The 16879-nt window shown below is 43.0% G+C and carries 18 protein-coding genes; 2 read left to right on the top strand and 16 right to left on the bottom strand.

Annotation, left to right across the window (positions count from 1 at the left end; translation table 11 throughout):
• Window positions 1-591 precede the first annotated feature (591 nt).
• The 8 genes from IM477_RS10930 to IM477_RS10895 form a co-directional block, all read right to left on the bottom strand.
• On the bottom strand, window positions 592-1557 hold the full coding sequence (locus IM477_RS10930; protein ID WP_287731711.1) for a permease: 966 nt from the start codon (window positions 1555-1557) through the stop codon (window positions 592-594).
• Window positions 1558-1663: 106 nt separating this feature from the next.
• A complete protein-coding gene (locus IM477_RS10925; protein WP_287731710.1) occupies window positions 1664-3001 on the bottom strand; it encodes an anthranilate synthase component I in 1338 nt (445 codons plus the stop codon).
• A 129-nt stretch (window positions 3002-3130) separates the two neighbouring features.
• Entirely contained in the window at window positions 3131-3508 is a 378-nt protein-coding gene (locus IM477_RS10920; RefSeq protein ID WP_002734118.1) for a hypothetical protein, read from the bottom strand.
• A gap of 36 nt (window positions 3509-3544) precedes the next feature.
• Window positions 3545-5263, bottom strand: coding sequence for an ABC1 kinase family protein (locus tag IM477_RS10915; protein WP_287731709.1), 1719 nt, complete (start codon window positions 5261-5263; stop codon window positions 3545-3547).
• A gap of 146 nt (window positions 5264-5409) precedes the next feature.
• Window positions 5410-6171, bottom strand: a complete 762-nt coding sequence (locus IM477_RS10910) for a HEPN domain-containing protein (RefSeq protein WP_287731708.1) — start codon at window positions 6169-6171, stop codon at window positions 5410-5412.
• On the bottom strand, window positions 6155-7228 hold the full coding sequence (locus tag IM477_RS10905) for a ParA family protein (protein ID WP_287731707.1): 1074 nt from the start codon (window positions 7226-7228) through the stop codon (window positions 6155-6157). The genes IM477_RS10910 and IM477_RS10905 overlap by 17 nt, the downstream gene beginning before the upstream one ends.
• 172 nt (window positions 7229-7400) lie before the next feature.
• A complete protein-coding gene (locus IM477_RS10900) occupies window positions 7401-8126 on the bottom strand; it encodes a Uma2 family endonuclease (protein ID WP_287731706.1) in 726 nt (241 codons plus the stop codon).
• A gap of 573 nt (window positions 8127-8699) precedes the next feature.
• On the bottom strand, window positions 8700-8939 hold the full coding sequence (locus IM477_RS10895; protein ID WP_287731705.1) for a hypothetical protein: 240 nt from the start codon (window positions 8937-8939) through the stop codon (window positions 8700-8702).
• Window positions 8940-8947: 8 nt separating this feature from the next.
• Between IM477_RS10895 and IM477_RS10890 the strand changes: the two genes are divergently transcribed.
• Entirely contained in the window at window positions 8948-9214 is a 267-nt protein-coding gene (locus IM477_RS10890) for a glutaredoxin family protein (RefSeq protein WP_002750529.1), read from the top strand.
• 3 nt (window positions 9215-9217) lie between these two features.
• Here the strand turns inward: IM477_RS10890 and IM477_RS10885 are convergent, their stop codons facing one another.
• Complete coding sequence (locus IM477_RS10885; RefSeq protein ID WP_287731704.1) at window positions 9218-10399, bottom strand: serine hydrolase; 1182 nt, start codon at window positions 10397-10399, stop codon at window positions 9218-9220.
• 27 nt (window positions 10400-10426) lie between these two features.
• Window positions 10427-11227 (bottom strand): RNA methyltransferase, encoded by an 801-nt coding sequence (locus IM477_RS10880; RefSeq protein ID WP_287731703.1) that lies wholly within the window; start codon window positions 11225-11227, stop codon window positions 10427-10429.
• A gap of 36 nt (window positions 11228-11263) precedes the next feature.
• Between IM477_RS10880 and IM477_RS10875 the strand changes: the two genes are divergently transcribed.
• Entirely contained in the window at window positions 11264-11419 is a 156-nt protein-coding gene (locus tag IM477_RS10875) for a DUF2256 domain-containing protein (protein WP_190718840.1), read from the top strand.
• Window positions 11420-11978: 559 nt separating this feature from the next.
• On the opposite strand, the gene IM477_RS10870 is transcribed toward IM477_RS10875, so the two are convergent.
• The 6 genes from IM477_RS10870 to IM477_RS10845 form a co-directional block, all read right to left on the bottom strand.
• Window positions 11979-12419: a D-Ala-D-Ala carboxypeptidase family metallohydrolase gene (locus tag IM477_RS10870; protein WP_287731702.1), complete on the bottom strand. Its 441-nt coding sequence runs from the start codon at window positions 12417-12419 to the stop codon at window positions 11979-11981.
• Window positions 12400-12588 (bottom strand): hypothetical protein, encoded by a 189-nt coding sequence (locus IM477_RS10865; protein WP_287731701.1) that lies wholly within the window; start codon window positions 12586-12588, stop codon window positions 12400-12402. The genes IM477_RS10870 and IM477_RS10865 overlap by 20 nt, the downstream gene beginning before the upstream one ends.
• Window positions 12589-12634: 46 nt before the next feature.
• A complete protein-coding gene (locus IM477_RS10860) occupies window positions 12635-13102 on the bottom strand; it encodes a hypothetical protein (RefSeq protein WP_287731700.1) in 468 nt (155 codons plus the stop codon).
• A 215-nt stretch (window positions 13103-13317) separates the two neighbouring features.
• Window positions 13318-13890: a hypothetical protein gene (locus tag IM477_RS10855; RefSeq protein WP_287731699.1), complete on the bottom strand. Its 573-nt coding sequence runs from the start codon at window positions 13888-13890 to the stop codon at window positions 13318-13320.
• Window positions 13891-14002: 112 nt separating this feature from the next.
• Entirely contained in the window at window positions 14003-14836 is an 834-nt protein-coding gene (locus tag IM477_RS10850; protein ID WP_287731698.1) for a hypothetical protein, read from the bottom strand.
• A gap of 6 nt (window positions 14837-14842) precedes the next feature.
• Complete coding sequence (locus tag IM477_RS10845; protein WP_287731697.1) at window positions 14843-16477, bottom strand: hypothetical protein; 1635 nt, start codon at window positions 16475-16477, stop codon at window positions 14843-14845.
• Window positions 16478-16879: the final 402 nt, after the last annotated feature.

Here is a 16879-nt window from a genome sequence, read left to right as displayed (position 1 = left end):
TTGTCTATCTTTTGGTATTAACCTGTTTGTGCCTTAAGTCCTTCCCTATATGGATTTCAGATACTTTTGAGCGTAGGCGCTCTCATCGAATTTTATTTTAAGTTAATTATTTGCATAACAATTCCCGAAGAGCCTGAATTGTAAGCTATAACTATTATAATCTCATTTCTCTTTGTGATCAAGTTGAAGATTTTCTAGTTGTTGACGGCTATAAGCATTAATACTCATTGCATAAGTGAGATGCTCCCAGAACCTCTCTATAGCGGTAAGCGCTTGAGTGAGATACAGACCAAGCTTTGCCTAGCATGGTTTATAGCTCGTGACACTGTACCTCATACGGCTGCACACCGCTATATCGAGAAGCGATTAAGGTTGCTACCCAAGTATTAGGAGACAATCATCCCCATACCCAAACAATTATGGAGAACTATAAAACTATGTTGTCACAACTCTGACAAGCAGAATCAAGATGAGTTAGAGTTTAAATGCTTGGGAAAAGAGGGTTCGCAGGCGCACGGATTTTCCATCATGAATATAATATCATGTCAAGGGGCTTTTGTCAAGAGAAAATTTTTCTGACCCGGAAGGAATTCAACCTAGATAAAAACTGAGGATCAGAGCCACTAAAAAAGTCATTAACAGGCATAAAATTCCGAAATAAAGGACGATTTTAGCACGGAAAGCTGATAGGAGAAGGATAAAAGCTTTAATATCAATGAGGGAAGCGACCAGTAAAAAAGCTAGAGTAGAACCCACGGACAGATTAGTAATTAAAGAACCGGGGACAAAAGTGCTAAGACTGGCATTAACAGCGAGAGTGAAACCAAAAAACAACTGCACGAGAATTTGAGTAACGGGAGTATCCCCCCAGGCAATTAATTGACTCTGAGGTAATAATAGCTGAAAGACACTAGCGATCGCACAGCCAATAATTAATAATCCCCCTAATTCCAGTGCTTCATTGATAAAGTTATCGAGAAATAGCTGCACAGAAATTGGCCAAGCTTGCCTATCTCTAGTTTTATACTCATAAACAAGATTGCCGACTCTTTGTAGGGGTTGACTGGCTGCTTCCTCCGGTAAAAAACTACCGGAAAGAACTAAACTCGATTCTAGGGGAATTTGGCTATCGGTGCGGGGTTTTTCCCGATAGAAACTAAAGAGAGTGCCGATAAAAATTGCCATTAACCAGACCGAAAGCGATCGATAGAAGAAAATACTAGAATAGGTGAAAGTCTGCCAAGTTAGCCAAAGAGTGACGATATTTAGGGTAGGTGCAGCGGTGAGAAAGCTAAACACCACCCCTGGGGGTACTCCCTCTAATAAGAATCTTCTAGCGACGGGAATCGTGCCGTATTGTCCGACCGGTAGGATTAATCCGATGGCACTGCCAACGATCGCTCCTAACAGTCGATTACGGGGAAATATCGCCGCTAATCGCTGTTTATTGACGAAAACCAGCAAAAAACTGGAAACGGCCGTCCCGAAAAGTAAAAAGGGAAGCGAGGTCAAGACTAAACTAAGAAAAAAAGTAACAGCGATAGAAATTTGATTCATGAATAGGGTTCAAGATCGGAAGCTATCCTACAAAATAGCAGATAAGGTAAAAAGTAAAAAGATCGGTTTTAGATGCAACAATAGGTTAGTTTGTTGAAATCAAAAATTAAAAAGAATGTAAAGCGATTAATTGTGCCTCAGCTTTATGAAGGGATTCTAACCATTCTTTTTCGGGATCGCTATCGGCAACTATTCCCGCTCCCACTTGTCCCCAAACGGTGTTTAAATTCCCTTGAGTAGTCATTAATAGGGTACGGATGAGAATATTCAAATCTAAATGACCCCGTAGGTCAATATAGCCACAGGAACCATAGAATAAATTGCGTCGCACCGGTTCCAATTCTTCGATAATTTCTAGACAACGAACTTTCGGACAACCGGTAATTGTTCCCCCGGGGAAAAGAGCTTTAATTAAATCAATAGCATGATACTTTTTATCTAGTTTTCCTTGAACATTACTGACCAAGTGCATAACGTGACTATAACGCTCGATCGTCAGTAATTCATCAACATCAACCGATCCCCATTCACAAACTCTACCCAGATCATTACGTTCTAGATCCACTAGCATAATATGCTCGGCGCGTTCTTTTTTATTAGTTAATAGTTCCTCGGCCAATTGTCGATCGAGTGCCTCAGTTTTACCCCGGGGACGGGTTCCAGCGATTGGTCTAGTGCTGGCTATTCCTCTTTCTAATTTCACCAATCTTTCGGGAGAACAACTAATCATTTCGCCCCAAGGGGTGCGCCAATAACTGGCAAAAGGAGAAGGGTTAATCTGTTGTAAACTGCGATAAATTTGCCATCCTTTTGCCCTAGTTGTGCTTTGAAATCTTAGGGATAAATTTGCTTGAAAAATATCGCCTTTTCTGATATAATCCAGAGCTTTTTTAACAGCTTTTTCGTAGTCGAGTTGAGAAGTATAAAAGATTAAGGGAGAGGGATGAGGATCGATAAACTCAAAATCGGGGTTAGCGGTTAAAGATTGTTCGTATTTATCTAAATCTTCGGGTTTGCTGGCAGCTAACCAGAGAATTTGTGCTTGGTGATCGAGAATGGCAAAACTATCCGGTTCATACCAATAAGCGACGGGAAAAGGGAGAGTATCAGCTTTCCTGTCGGGTAATTTTTCTATTTCCCAAGCTAAATCGTAGCCTAACCACCCCAACCAACCGCCATGGAAGGGAAGATGATCGGGAAGAACATCAGATCGGGTTTGGGGGAGTAAACTGCTTAAAAAGGGCAAAATTTCCCCTAGTGCGGGAGTCCAAAGCTGACGCGGGGAACCAGCACAAAGAGAGTAACGGGAGAGGGAATTACCCGGATAGGGACTTTCTAGTAAAGTAGCGATCGCATCTTGGGAGAATAAGCAGGCAAAAACCTCGGAACCGGTGCGCTGATGCAGAGGAAGCGATCGCCAATGCCATGCTAAAGGTTTTTGCATCTAAAATCGCGGGCCAAAATAGCTGGTAAATTGGGTATAAATAAGGGTTTGGTGTTAGTTGTGGGGTAGTTGATCTTTCCTATCTGCTAACACCTATTCTCTTAGTCCTAAATGTTGGCTGTCTGCTAATTATCCCCGATAATCGAGGTCAATTTCTTTAGAACCGCCGCGCTGTAATTGGCCTAATAATTCCCCTAACTGACTCCAAACCAAACCACCGATAAAGATAGTCATGGGGAGAGAGATAGCGTAGGCAACCCAACCATTGAGAATAAATATATCTAATCCCGAGGCAAGGAAAAGACAGATTCCTACACAAATACCGATAAAAGGAATTTGTAAGGAACTGGATTTTAAAAGATTTTGATCGTCTGAACCCTTATTTTTATACCAATTGTTAACCACTTGCTTGAGACTAGCTTCAAAAGCAGCCCCGCAGGTAATACCGATAAATAAACCGGCAAAAACTAGAAAATAGGGCGGTTGGGGCAGAAAATAATAATCCATAGAAAAAGTGATTAACCGATGATGACCTTAAACACTTTAACGCGAACTGGTTTCTCGCGGAAGGACAGCGGCCACACCTTGGGACGATAATTCCCGAAAAGCGCTCATGGCCACATCCAGGAGTCGCCGCGGTTGCAATTCTCCTTGAATTAAACCCCAGAGACGTTGCACTTCGGCAGTATGGAGACGGTCATCTTCCGTTAAAGCTAATAGCAATTGACGACGCAGATAACGACCTTCTTCCGAGAGAAGAAAAGTGATGCCTAATTGCGCGGTGGGCAGTAAATCGAAGTTACTTTCCGAGCGAGCCATTGTAATCATGTTTTCTAGGCGTTGCCACTGGAATTTACCGTCTTTGAACAGGACATCCAGTAAACGCCGGCGCAGTTGCGGCGATTCCCCGGTCAGGAGACGTTTAGCGACGTAGGGATAGGCCACTTGGACGATTTTGAAGTTAGGATCGAGGGTGAGGGCTGCCCCTTCTTGGGTGACGAGGGAACGAATAATCAGGGCGAATTTGGCGGGAATCCGGAAGGGATACTCGTACATCAATTCGGAGAAATCATCGGTAATGGTGCGGAAATTGAAGTCACCGACCCTTTGACCGATGGCATTGCCTAAAACTCGTTCTAGCGCTGGAATAATAGGTTTTATATCCGTTTCTGGGGTTAAAAATCCCAGTTTGACAAAGTTGCTGGCTAGGTTTTCGTAGTCTTTGTTAATTAAATCGACGACGCAACTAGCGAGGGTTTCTTTAGTTTCCTCCTCTAACTGGTCCATCATGCCAAAATCGATATAGGCCATGCGACCATCAAAAGTGGCGAAAAGATTACCCGGGTGGGGATCAGCGTGAAAAAAGCCGTGTTCGAGGAGTTGCTGTAATCCGGAGGTGACGCCGATTTTAACGATATTATTGGGGTCTAATCCTAAAGCTTTGATGTTCTCGGTATCGGTGAGTTTATAGCCATCAATCCATTCCAGGGTGAGGACGCGGCGACCACTATAACGCCAGTAGATACTGGGAACTTTAACTTCGGGGTTATTTTGGAAGTTGGTGGCGAATTTTTCAGCGTTGCGACCTTCGTTTTGATAGTCGATTTCCTCAAAGAGTTTGGTGCCGAATTCATCGACAATCAGGGTGAGGTCGTGGCCGAGATTGAGGGGTAATAAACGACCGAATTTTTGGGCGGCCCAGCGCATTAGGTATAAATCGAGGCTTAAAAGCGCCCGCAGCCCGGGCCGTTGCACTTTAACGGCTACTTCTTCGCCGGTGGGGAGTATCGCTTTGTAAACCTGTCCTAAACTAGCGGCAGCTACCGGGGTGGGGGATATTTCTCGATAGGCTGTTTCTGCGGACATTCCCAATTCTGTCTCGATAATGGCAAAAGCAATGTCGTTATCGAAGGGGGGAAGTTGGTCTTGCAGTTTAACTAATTCGTCTAAAAAGTCTCTGCGAACGAGGTCGGGACGGGTAGAGAGAGCTTGACCGACTTTGATGAAGGTGGGACCTAAACAGGTGAGAATTTGCCTAAGTTCGCTGGCACGCCGGTATTTATTGGCTTCTTCTTGCTTTGTCCATTTGTCCCAGAGGAGACTGAGGAGAAATAATCCTAAAGACCAAATAATCACGAAAGTGCGACCGAACAATTGCCAAGGTTTGTAACGGTATTGTTGAGCGATCGCTTCTGCACTGTAAGGAGTGAACTGTGTTTCTTCTCGTTTCCGGTCAGTTTGACTGTCTTGATGCCGACTCACAAGCTAATCTCTATATATCTTACGCCACTTGATATTGTAGCTAAGTTCTTGGCATCAGTATACAAAACTACACATTATTTAATAATTGTTATAATTCCCTGAGAAATCATAAGTATTTATGGCTGGACTGCCGGGGAAATTCTCGGCTAGTGGATGTCCTCAAGTACCTGATGGATATTTTCAACAAGCTGTTCTATAAAGTTAACGGCATCATTAACCATATTTTCATCGATATTCCAGCGACTGCCAATGCCATAACTCGGGTCTATATCAGCTTCATGGGCGATTTTGTTCCTTCGCTCAACAATTGCGCTAAGTTGGTTTTTAATATCTTTAGCTGGTTTATTTAGTTTGCTGGCCACTTCTTTCCACAATTCCTTGGCTGAAATTAGTCTAATGGCATCCGCTATCTTGTTCGGTTGTTGATAGCTTTCATAGCTGAGTTTTTCTCTAATTTCAGCCTCTAGCCAATGATTACTATTAAGTTTGTTGGTGAGGAGATTTTCAATCATTGGTAGTACCTCGGAAATTGAGCGAGATTCTTGACCAAAAAAAGAACCGTAGTTTTGTTGAATTTCGTTCTCTAACCAAGAGCCAATACTAATAGCTATCAATCGTTCTTGTCGTGCGCCATTCAAGGAGACTTTAAAACGAGAAAAGGCAGATTGAGAACTGTTAGGAGTGGGAGAAGGTTCTGAACGTTGGCCTCGATAAATTTCTAGCATTCCTAGAGTAACCACTTCGTGAATATAATAATCTAAAGCGCTTACAGTCAGGACTAAAGCGGCTCTGAGGATATCCGATACATCTAGGGCGGAAGTAGTCTGAGATTTGAGGGAATTGTGGATAGCGATCAAGTCACGAACGCGGGCAATGCTAAGGCGAAATTGTTCAATTGCTAACTGCATAAATCTCGGAGGTAAGACCGATAACTTTGTCTGCTAAGTCAGAAAAAATCTTTTTAAAGTCCTCTTGTTTTTCTTGGGCTTTACCTAACACTTTACCCTGCCACTTAGCTGATTTCAATTGTTCAGCAGTTAGCGCAAAAACAGGCATTTGATGCTCTTTAGATAAGGCAATAAGACTATTAAAATTAGGAATTTTTACTAGAGTACAGCAGTCTGGTACACCATTCTGATCGTAGATAAATTTCGGTAGCATCATGCCATTTTTTCCTAGGGCTGGAATCATTTTATTGCCGATATTTTCCTCGATTGTGTTAATCCAGTTTTCAAAGGCTTTTGTTTCTTTTCCACGAATAATTCGATAGTTCTGAACAATAGTTCCCAAAAAATGTAGGTTAACTTCGGGGAAGGGATAGTTGGCGGTTTTGAGAATTTGTAAAGCACTAGCTGCCTTAGCCCATTGGTGCCACTTAGGCAAGATTTTAGTTAAAGAATCGATAGCCATAACCGAGAAAAAATCCGCTGTGGTTGGCACAATAAAAAAGTTGCTGGTCATCAGTATATTTTGATTGATTGACCCCAAACTGGGACTCATATCGATTAAAATATAGTCAGCTTGAAATCTTTCGGCAGTTTTGTCTAATAAATATGTAATCGCACCGGGGAGATTTTTTAAAGCCTGAATTGACCCACTAAGTTCTTGAGCAATACCTAGGGTAACTTCATATTCAGCTAATCCCACATGACCAGGCAGTAAAAATAAGTCATCACGACCATCAATAGGAATACAGTCCACAGCTTCGATTAATCTCGGTTGAGACTCAAAAGCAGGTGCTAAAGCTGTTTTAATATTAGAGTAAGTATTGTAGATGGCTTGTAGTCTTTCCTCCCTATCTTCACTTTCATTAGTCAAAGCCATACCAGTTAAGTTACATTGGGGATCGGTATCGACAATAATTACTCTTTTGCCCTTCTCAGCAAGCATCCAACCAAGGTTAAAAGTGGTTGTAGTTTTGCTCACTCCACCTTTATGATTAAAAAAAGCTATTTTTTGCACCATGGCATTAATTATATTTGAAGATTGTTGCCCTTGGTCATTATTGTAACATCAGTGTGGAGATTTTGCCATGATTTCTAGGCTAGAATCAGAGTTTCGGATTACTCGTTTTAATGCCTAGCAATTAAGGAAAAATTGCGCCATGGTTTCCACCCTAACACCCCCAACCAGAGATTTAAGCAATTTCATCGGGATTAATGCCCAATTCTCGCAGCTTTTGGGCTAATTTTTCCGCCCGTCGTTGTTCTCTTTCTTTGGCTAATCTTTCCTGTTCTTTGGCTAATCTTTCCTGTTCTTTGGCTAATCTTTCCTGTTGGGCCGACTCTTGAGGGGTGGGAACCAATTCACCCGATTCAGTGAAATAGCGCAATTTATTGGCAAAAATTCCTAAATATAATCCTAGTTGCTTACTCCATAAATAACCGTTTTCATTGGGGGTAATCGGTTGGTATTGTCCCTCGATTAAAGTGAATCCTTGCCATTCTAAAGTATTAGGATCAAACAAAAAATATTCAGGAGTCCGGAAAGTATGCTGATATAGTTCCTTTTTGGCTTTTCTGTCCACATTAGCGGTGGAATCGGAGAGAATTTCGATGATTACATTGGGATATTTACCCCCTTCTCCCCAGACGACCCAACTTTTTCTGGGACGTTTCTCCGTATCTAAAACCAAGAAAAAATCTGGTCCACAAAAATCTCGCTGTTTCAGTTGTCTTTCGTTATAATAAATAGTCAAATTGCCCGAAGCATAGTAATCGTTTCTATCTTGCCAGAGCCAATCAAGACAAGATAATAATAAAATAATTTGTTGTAAATGCAGATCACTTTCCACGGGTGGTTCATCACTCCATAAATCGGTGGGAGGACAGACAATATCGGTAGCAATATCTAGGGTTGTCATCGTTTATAAACCCATTGAGTCAATTTGGGGTGATTCTAGCAACAAGCCACAATCAATACACTTATATTATAAGTCCGATCGTTTTGCTTGGGGTACATCTCATTTTTGTAAATCGACTAAGTTGCGATTTTTAAGGGGAAACTTTCTCCTAAAATTGGGTGTGTTACTTTCGGTTTTATCACTCAATCCAAGCTTTTGGGGGGTTCTACCCCCCAAACCCCGGAGCGCATTAGTTTTTCGGTGGGATGCTTACACGCGATTGTTCATATTTTTGTACCAATTTAATAGTCACTGATAATTGCTAATTGTCGGTATTTCTGCAAATGTGAGATGCAGCTTTTTGCTTGTATAAGTAGGGAGGCACAATTATTTATAGCATGGTTTAGCGGTAGCGTAACATAATCGAGCGTTGGGTTTCATGCTTCAACCCAACCTACGTTCTTCCGCTCGGTTTTAGGGAGATTTTTGTCAAGTCTGAACTCGAATTAGTTAACAATTCGGTGAAGGTAAATCAACGAGAGCCGTCAAGCTTTATTAAGGGGGGTTTGCCCTCAATTTCCTTGGTTGAAGGACTTATAAAAACCAGAAGAAAGCAATTAAAATAACAGTGAGAGTTGCGGCAAAAATGAGAGCGTATTCAATTTTTTTATTGATAATACCAATAACCATGACTAGGCTAATTGCCAGAAGAAACACACCGATATAGACTAGATATTGAGTACCTGAATTAACTAAATTATTATTTAAAGTCGTTGTGGGTGTGGGAGTTTGTAGAATTGTTGATGAGAGACTAATCGTGGAGGTAATGAACATAAATATTTATGACTACCATAGAACTAATTTTATACAGTAAACCGGACTGTCATCTTTGCGAAGGGTTGCTAGAGAAACTAGAAAAAATCCGTCAACCGGAGTGGCAGTTAGAAATTAGGGACATTACCAGTCGAGAGGATTGGTTTAACGCTTATCAGTACGAAATCCCCGTCCTCTGTCAAAAACTGGCCACGGGGGAAAAAATCCTTCCTCGTCTTTCCCCCCGGGCAAATGCCGAACAATTAGCCCGTCTTTTAGCCAATAATTTAACCTAGGGGCTAATTACCCGGACTAGGAATAACGACCGGACTAGGAGAGGGAGAAGATTGGGCGACCGGTTGCGGTTTGGCTGCGGGTTGAGTTTGATACCATTTAAAGTGTTGGTAGGCCGTGCGCGATATTTGTTGAATCAGAGTCCTAGCGTTACTATCATTGTGGGGACGTTTCACCATCACTGCTCCTAGATAGCGTTTTCCGTTGGGCATATCAATAATCCCCGCATCCGCTAACATCGAGCCAATATCACCGGTTTTATGGGCAATATTGGCAGATTTCTCGATACCTTGCGGCAGCAGGGTGCGAGTGCGCGTTTCCTGCATAATATTCAATAGACGATCGCGGGAACGTAAACTGAGTAATTCCCCTTGATTAACTTTTCCTAAGATTGTCACCAAATCTCTCGGACTTGTGGTATTGGTTCCTTCCAAGTCTGGTAAAGCGTTATTAATTACCGTACTGGTCAAACCCCAAGCTTGAAAACGCTGATTAAGAGCCTCTTTGCCGCCCATGCGCTTAATTAACATATTAGTAGCGGTATTATCGCTAATTACGTTCATTTTAGTGGCGGTTTCTAGGGCAGTATAGGTTTTATTCACTCCTAGATACTGCATATCCCCGGACCCACTGGCCATGACATCCTTAGTGGCCACAAGGGTTTCATCGAGACGAATTTTTCCCGCATCCACATCCTCAAAAAAGGCGACCAGAATCGGGATTTTAATCGTACTAGCGGCAGCAAAAATAGTATCTCCGCGAAAATTAGCGTAAGCACCGTTATCGAGGTCAATAAATAAAGCTCCCGCCTGTAATTTCGGATATTTGACCGCTAAAGCCTGTAATTTCTGGTTGAGGCTGCTGAGATTTTCGTTTAAAACTAACGTGGTCGGTTTTGGGGTGACGGGTTGGGGAGTCGGGGAATTAGTAGCGGTGGGTTTTGGGTGTAGAGGTAATTTGCTCGGATCCACCACCGTTAAAACCGTACCAGCGATCGCACCTAAACCGACACCAAGGATAGAGAAGCGAAGAAGCTGAAGGAGAAAAGAGGCGATTAGGTTAGTTTTACGCTGTTTTTTTGCCCTTTTAACCGGTAAAGACTTTTTTTTGTTGTTTGAGTCCATGGCCCTAGGGGACCCAGGGCCAGATTGGACTTTAGTAGGACGACGAGTTACTTGACGAGTCACGGTTTTCCTCAAGGGTATCCAGATTTATTATCGATCGCTAGGAGAATTTTTTTTCTTGCCCTTGAGACTATCAAGACCGAGAAAAAGTTGCCCGATACTTTCAATATGACCGATAATGCCCCGCAGCAGGGCTAATTCCTCCACCGTGGGCCGGGCCCGATGATAAAATTGCCGGAATTTCTCCATCCTAGCGGCGGCGGTGTGGGGGTAAAGATAGCCAATTTTGAGCAAAAAGCTCTCCAAGTGCTGATAATAGCCTTCTAGAGCCTCAAAAGTGGCATTGGGGAGCGTTTCTAACGGGGGTTCGAGCCTATTTTCCGTCGCCATTTGGTACAGTTCGTAGGAGCAAACCGCCACCGCTTGGGCGAGATTGAGGGAGGAATATTGAGGATTAGCGGGAATACCGACAAAACGCTGGGCGTGGTTCAGTTCGCTGTTACTTAAACCCCGGTCTTCTGGACCAAAAATTAAGGCCGATTCTAGGTTAGGGGTGAGTAACCAGGGTAAGGCGGCCCGGGGTGTTTCGAGGGGAGTATTCAGGTGACGGGGTTTCGAGGTGGTGGCAATGATGCGATGACAACCCTGCAAAGCTTCCCCAAGGGTGGCTACCCGTGAACAGTTTTCTAGGACTTCAATCCCGTGTACTGCCATGCGTCGCGCTTCTTCTCCCAGGATATCACAGGCAGGATTGACGATAATTAAGCGACTTAAGCCCATATTCCGCATAATTCTGGCAGTGGAACCCACATTTAAGGCTCCGGCTGGTTCAACTAAAATAATTCTCAGGCGATCGAGTGGGGAACTCTGATTATTTTCATCTACACTCATAGATAAGGCGCAGTTTTTGACTTTTTAAGTTTAATCATGGCACGTCAGGTCTCGAAGTCCGATCTTCCCAGTAAAATTTGTCCCGTTTGCGGTTTATCCTTTACTTGGCGCAAAAAGTGGCAAAACTGTTGGCATGAGGTCAAATACTGTTCAGAACGCTGTCGTCGTCGCAAGTCCTCGGTGAATCAGTAGATCTCCTGCAAACAGCAAAAATCTTCCCTTAGGTGAGGAGACGGTCGAGAGGAGACAGGAGACAGGAGACAGCTTATCAGGGATCAGATTTGAGTTTTTAGTTCACTGTTTACTAATCCGGTGAAAAAGCGTTCGACTGACGGCTGACGGTTTAGATGGATAATTAATTAAACCTCTTGCATAATTAATTTTTCATGGTTCAAAAACGGCAAAAATAAGGATTAAATGGCATAAAATCTGTAAATAGACCATTTAATTGATTAATGCTCATTTTTAATTCTCCTGACTACTGACTACTGGCTACTGACTCCTAACCCTAACAACGATTTTTGATTTCTGCAAGAGGTCTATTGTTTTAGGTACTCTATAGCGGTAAGCGCTTGAGTGAGATACAGACCAAGCTTTGCCTAGCATGGTTTATAGCTCGTGACACTGTACCTCATACGACTGCACACCGCTATATTAGCTTTTAATTTTACGGCTAATTTAGTAAGCTGATACCCCTAGAAAAAAATCAATCGCTTTAATGGCGATTGATTAATTGGAAGTGACAACGACCCTAATAATTCCATCGTGGCCCTTTTTGACCACCGGAGCGCCAACCTTTAGCGTTTCTTGTGTCGAGATGAATAAAACCGCGGGCCGCTCCATACCCTAGTGCTCCATACCAGTGCTGATCTAGCCACGCCTGAAACTTAACCAAGCGTCCCGGATTGAGCGGACGGATATCAACCGCGCGACCCCAAAGATGTTCAGAATTCCGCGACCCGCCCACGGCACGATTAACCTCGGAAGGGCGATACCAAGAATTAACCAAAATCGGAGACCCCCACTCGTCACGAATTTTATCAAGCTCGATCGCAATTTGCAAAATATTTCGCTCTACTTCACCACCCGATTGAGGAATCCGGCGCGCATCTCTTTTTGTTACTTCTCCCACAGAAAAATATTTAGAGATTTTTTGAGTAGGATTTTTCCAGTTAATTTGTGTCTGAGTCATCGTCTTTACTATCCTTAGTGTTCCATTGCGTTAGTCCGGCGCCCACTACAGCAGTCGGTCCAGTCAGAGCCATAGTCAATTTTTCGGGGGGAAGATGATAACTCAAGACAATTCCGCTTAATAATCCCGCGCCGACAAAAAATAATGCAATTTTATTTTTTTGTGACATTCTAAAAAAAATAAAGGACAAACAACAGCCAATAAAGTGAGTGGAATCATGATAAATCCGGTAATCTCTCCAAGATTAGATCGAGTTTTTGCTCGGATGTGTCGATAATCGGTCCGGTATATTCCCATAAATACAACGAGATTTCTCGATGCCAGTAAGGAACCGAAATTAACAAGGAATAACTCGACCCAAAACTAACAGGATATCTTAGTAGCGAAAATTGATTTAAAAAAATTCGCTTACTATCTACCACTGCGTCAGTGTTCCCCCCCACAGTCAACCCCGTGACATATTTGCGCTTAACCTCGGCAGCCAACTTCCATTTAGGATCGGCGTCTTGACTGCTGGCGTAAAAAGCAATTAACCCAGCATTTAACTGAATTGGTACGGATATTTCTGGTAAAGGAAAATACCGCTCTAGTTCTGGTCTGTTTCCCGGCGCTGGTGCTGCGGTAAAGCTTTGATTCCAGACAGACTGCCAATTACTGGAATTACCAGCATTATAAGAAGTCATCTCTCAGATTCTCGTTGATTATTTCTAAATAGTCATCGACGTTGACCCCGCAACTCTCAACTATGTCGAGATATTCTGTCGGAGTAATTTTTAAAGAAAAGAAATCGGACAGCGCTTCCCCACAAATAATTAGATTAGTTGAGGTTTCTTCCGGAGAAACCTTGTCGAATCCCCCTGGAGTCCATAGCCGTATCCTATCTTTAAGTTGATCCGCATTAATCACGACGGAACCGCTCTGTTTCAAAGCTAATGACGTGAGTTGAGTTGGCACCCGCGAAAACGGCATCGGTTAAAATAGAGTTAATTGCCTGTTGATAACGAAGCGTTCCGCTTGTTTGTCCCATAGGGATTGTGTAGGCTTGCCCGGATTTAGATTTGTATTTTCGCCCAGTGATTGCCGATGTTTCAGTGGTTGAGGCGATAATAGTAGCGATGCGAGCTTTAGCGGGTACAAAGCCGCTGTTTCTTTGATACTCGTTTACGTTGGTCGTAATCACTCCAAACTTAGCTTTTGGACCAAATCCATTTAAAAAAGCACTAGAGCGCCCAGACAGGGCAACTTTTAATTTACCCTCCTCATCGTCAAATCCGAACCCAAACGCTTTCACCCCTACCTCGACCTCTCCATTTAGGTTCGGTCTGATGATTGTTCGCACCGGTCCGTTCCCTTCGCGCCATTTAGCATATTTAACAAAGTCTAAATTCTGTGGAAGGGTGCTAGGATCGACCTTTCCCAGCTTTAGCGCATCGTACACTCGTTCTAAATCTGAAAATCTTTTTCTTGCCATATTATCCGCTTATTACAGTGATTGTGCCGCTCTCGGCGAATCCGTTAACTCAGTTATAGCAAGGCTTCCAGCCAATACGACTCGACGGAAGGGTATAGACTATCCGTGAATACTAGAGAAATTCATCTACAAGAGCATCAAGGAAGGCCAACGAGCGATCGTAAAGAGCGATCGGCTTATTCACCCCCCAAATGGTAGCCGTGGCGTACTGGAAGCGCACATCAACCATAGGGCGACGACGGGGTTTACGTCGGACTTTCCCTAAAATTGTCTGATTACCTGAGTTGTAGGGAAAAGATTCATTTTCGTTGTCGGCAATGTTAGACTTTAAAAACTTCCAATCAGGACTATCATTTTGTAAGTCTAAAACCTTATTAATCAACTCTTTAGCTGTCGCCTCATCTCGACAAAGCAACTGTAATTGATAGCCCTTATCTTTTTCGGTATAAGAGTATAATTTTCTTCCTTTTCTCCAAATATACCCGTTAGCGGCTCCAAACTCTGTCTTTATTTTGTTGGCTAAAGTAGTTAATTCTGTTTTTGTAATTGTCGTGCTAGATTCATTCATTAATCTAAAAGAAATTTCCCCCCACGTTGGACGCGCATCGTCCTCTACATCGTTCTGATCTTCTTTAAAATAAAGGGTAATCTGTGGTTTAAACTTCCTTGAAGCGTGTAAATCATCTAAGGGAATCCCATAAAACGGCTGCTGTAAATCTTGCGCTCGTCTTAAACTAAAATAAAACAATAAAAACCTCTGAATCATCATATCGCAAGTATCATTATCCTTGAGTAAACAAGCCCAACGCAACGAAGACCGAGGGACGGCTAAATCTAAATCATCGCCTGTAATATCGCTAAATTCTTCTCGTACTATTCGATTGTGGACTCTTAAAATAGTGCCTTGCAAATGTTCAAATTCGTCAAAGTTGTTAGGGATAGGCATAGATTATTAATTGTCGGGTTTAGTTAAATCAGATTTATTTATTTGCGGGGACTGTGACGAGTTTTTGCTGTTGTCTTCGTTGTTCTTTTTGTTTTCTTCTTTTCCGTTAATTTCTGTCTTGATTGTGTTTACCTGGGTGCCAATTTCCGCTACATTCTCGGTGACTGATCTAAATTCCGAGGTTATGCTTTCTAAGTCAGAAGCCACCTCGCTTGCTTCCTGTAGCCCCTCAATCACTCGATCAATTTTTCTGTTTTTGCCACTAGAAAAATTAAAAGTCTCACTCATCCAATTATAGGAGTTTTCTAAAACTACTCCGGACTTTCTTAAAGCGTTGCCAATCTTTCCAGTATATTTGGCGGTTTGCTCTAGTCCCTCTGTAATACCAAAAAGCGAATCAGTCATTAACTGATAAATGTTGATGGCGCTTTGATAAATCCTATTAGCCTTTGCCCACGTTTCAGACAGTTGTGTGTAGTTGGCTTCGCCTATTAATCCTTTAACAATATTTTCAATTCCATCACCGATAACTGTAGAGAAATTTTGAGCAACTTCATCGCCATCTTTAATGCCGATAATGCTTAAAGCATTGCCTAAAGTGGAAATTAAAGTCGAGCCAATGTTTCGAGACAGCATGACCGCATTATGAATAGATGCAGCCGTAGCCATTAAATTAAGGGTGCGGTCAACTACTCGCGACTTCCACAACTTAGTAAACCTATCTTGAAGATAGCCCGATAATCCCCCGCTAATTTGTGGTCCAAGCTTTCCATTGATAACTTGTAACAGAGACAAATCAATCATTTTTTCTAACAACAGATCACTTTTTTGATTAATGTCACCGAGCGACTGGGTAACAGGAGTAGCAACGCAGCAGCTATTACCTGGCGGTGTTTGGTTGACAGGAGGAGGATTATTCGGGGGGGTTTCTATCCTTGGATTGGTAGGATTAACAATCGGAAATGGCGGGAAAAATGGAATGGGATTTTTATCCTTGTTTGGCTCTGGGGTGGTAGTGGGTTGTCTGTTGGGGGGATTAGTGGGATTAGGATTGGGGTCAGTGGTAGGAATGGGAGCAGGATTAGGAATGAGGTCAGTGGCAGGAATGGGAGCAGGATCAGGGATAGGAATTGGGTGGGCAAGCGGGTTGGGGGGGCGGTTCAGACCAAAATCGAGAACTGGATCGTTGACTACATAAGGACCCGTAGTCTTAGGCGTGTCAGTAGGATTAAAGTCAAAAGGTTCTTTAAATGGAGGATCGAGCGCTGGAAAAGGACTAAACCATGGCGGGGTTTCTTCCTTTTTGGGCGGTTCGTTTTGTCCACCGGTATTGTTTTTTTCTGGTCTAGGGAAAGGAACAAAAGGGGGAGTAGCACCCGGCGGGCCAAAAGGAACGGGGTTGGTAGGGGTTGGAGCTTGCGGGCCGGGGCTGGTGAGCGGCGGAGAGTTGGGAGATTCTGGCGCAAGCGCGTAAGGAGGTGTCGGACCCGTTGGCGGAAGCATGGGGTCAAGAAACTCGTTGTCAGATAAGCGTTGAATTCTTGTGACCTTTACGGTATTTCTTTGGATGTTTATGACACCTGACGCGTTAGTGATCTGACCTAAAGGAATATCCGTTCCATAGGCCATCAGGTTGCTCATGCGGATATTCGCAGTTCCTGTTGAGAAATTACCTCTAAACTCTTCCAGGAAATTAACGCGATATATCCAGATTCGACCCGGGAGTGGTTCGTCTAGCTCATAAAAATCCGAAAAAGGACCCTGGCAATCAAAATAACCTTCAGGCGTGCGTCCACCAGCAAACGATTCCGCGTCGTAAAAAACTCGATAAGACGGACCGATTGGAAGATTTTTGTCAAAAGAAGTTACAAAGGGTAAGGTACTCGGTGGCGGTGGCGGTTGATAAGCTAAAACGCACTTAAACCACCTAAAATAGAAATAGTAATTTTAGAAAAATCCTACTTATGCCAGCCAAAGATTTCCTAGACTTAGAAGAAAAGAAAAACTTACAAAAAGCTCTTAAAGAAGAAGAAAGAGCAGAGG

Source organism: Microcystis sp. M090S1 (assembly GCF_020246295.1).
GTDB lineage: Bacteria > Cyanobacteriota > Cyanobacteriia > Cyanobacteriales > Microcystaceae > Microcystis > Microcystis aeruginosa.
Note: the sequence above shows the minus strand (reverse complement) of the source record. Positions and strands in the feature narration are given on the sequence as shown.

Coding starts and splice junctions, on each gene's coding strand:
- IM477_RS10855 (WP_287731699.1), bottom strand. CDS start 13,890: ATGGCAAGAAAAAGATTTTCAGATTTAGAACGAGTGTACGATGCGCTA.
- IM477_RS10910 (WP_287731708.1), bottom strand. CDS start 6,171: ATGCAGTTAGCAATTGAACAATTTCGCCTTAGCATTGCCCGCGTTCGT.
- IM477_RS10890 (WP_002750529.1), top strand. CDS start 8,948: ATGACTACCATAGAACTAATTTTATACAGTAAACCGGACTGTCATCTT.
- IM477_RS10875 (WP_190718840.1), top strand. CDS start 11,264: ATGGCACGTCAGGTCTCGAAGTCCGATCTTCCCAGTAAAATTTGTCCC.
- IM477_RS10845 (WP_287731697.1), bottom strand. CDS start 16,477: ATGAGCAACCTGATGGCCTATGGAACGGATATTCCTTTAGGTCAGATC.
- IM477_RS10865 (WP_287731701.1), bottom strand. CDS start 12,588: ATGTCACAAAAAAATAAAATTGCATTATTTTTTGTCGGCGCGGGATTA.
- IM477_RS10880 (WP_287731703.1), bottom strand. CDS start 11,227: ATGAGTGTAGATGAAAATAATCAGAGTTCCCCACTCGATCGCCTGAGA.
- IM477_RS10850 (WP_287731698.1), bottom strand. CDS start 14,836: ATGCCTATCCCTAACAACTTTGACGAATTTGAACATTTGCAAGGCACT.
- IM477_RS10925 (WP_287731710.1), bottom strand. CDS start 3,001: ATGCAAAAACCTTTAGCATGGCATTGGCGATCGCTTCCTCTGCATCAG.
- IM477_RS10930 (WP_287731711.1), bottom strand. CDS start 1,557: ATGAATCAAATTTCTATCGCTGTTACTTTTTTTCTTAGTTTAGTCTTG.
- IM477_RS10860 (WP_287731700.1), bottom strand. CDS start 13,102: ATGACTTCTTATAATGCTGGTAATTCCAGTAATTGGCAGTCTGTCTGG.
- IM477_RS10900 (WP_287731706.1), bottom strand. CDS start 8,126: ATGACAACCCTAGATATTGCTACCGATATTGTCTGTCCTCCCACCGAT.
- IM477_RS10895 (WP_287731705.1), bottom strand. CDS start 8,939: ATGTTCATTACCTCCACGATTAGTCTCTCATCAACAATTCTACAAACT.
- IM477_RS10905 (WP_287731707.1), bottom strand. CDS start 7,228: ATGGTGCAAAAAATAGCTTTTTTTAATCATAAAGGTGGAGTGAGCAAA.
- IM477_RS10920 (WP_002734118.1), bottom strand. CDS start 3,508: ATGGATTATTATTTTCTGCCCCAACCGCCCTATTTTCTAGTTTTTGCC.
- IM477_RS10870 (WP_287731702.1), bottom strand. CDS start 12,419: ATGACTCAGACACAAATTAACTGGAAAAATCCTACTCAAAAAATCTCT.